2 pseudogenes are annotated in these 573 nt (G+C 48.2%); both read right to left on the bottom strand.

Features of this window, described 5'->3' with window-relative positions:
* Positions 1 to 227: pseudogene (locus R7Z50_RS29615) on the bottom strand (phenylacetate--CoA ligase family protein); the annotation flags it as partial.
* Positions 228 to 236: 9 nt separating this feature from the next.
* Positions 237 to 573, bottom strand: a pseudogene (locus tag R7Z50_RS29610) (ABC transporter ATP-binding protein); the annotation flags it as partial.

Raw genomic sequence — 573 nt, 5'->3', positions numbered from 1 at the left:
GGCGGCTTAAGTTGCTGCTGACTTGGGACATTGAATTTGCGAGTGATCGGAAACTGGGCGAGCCCTTCACGGTTACTTGCGATTGAGGCGTCGATATCAGCAAAAATGTTACCGTAGTGCTCGCTGTTTGCTTTTGCGTTTTCAATCAGTGTCGGCAGACGTTGAAACAACGAATCTTCTCTCTCAGCGGAAGATAAAGACTCTTTTGCATCGAATAATTCGTTCATCTCCACTCCTTACAACCAGCGCTTACGACGTTTATAAGACTTAAGATTCTTGAAGCTCTTGCGCTCTTCATCGCCGCCACCCAGATAGAACTCTTTCACGTCTTCGTTATTAAGCAGCTCGTGCTTACTGCCATCGAGCACAATTTTGCCGGATTCCATGATGTAGCCATAGTCGGCCGCATGAAGCGCAAAGTTTGCGTTCTGTTCCACCAGCAACATGGTAATGCCTTGGTCTTTGTTGATCTTCTCGATGATACTGAACACCTCCTTCACCAACAGTGGTGAAAGCCCCATCGACGGCTCATCAAGTAAGATCATTTTCGGGCGCGCCATCAATGCGCGGCCA

It is taken from the genome of Vibrio sp. 1249-1 (genome assembly GCF_033340495.1).
The sequence above is the reverse complement of the archived record's forward strand: the minus strand, read 5'-3'. Positions and strand labels throughout refer to the sequence as shown.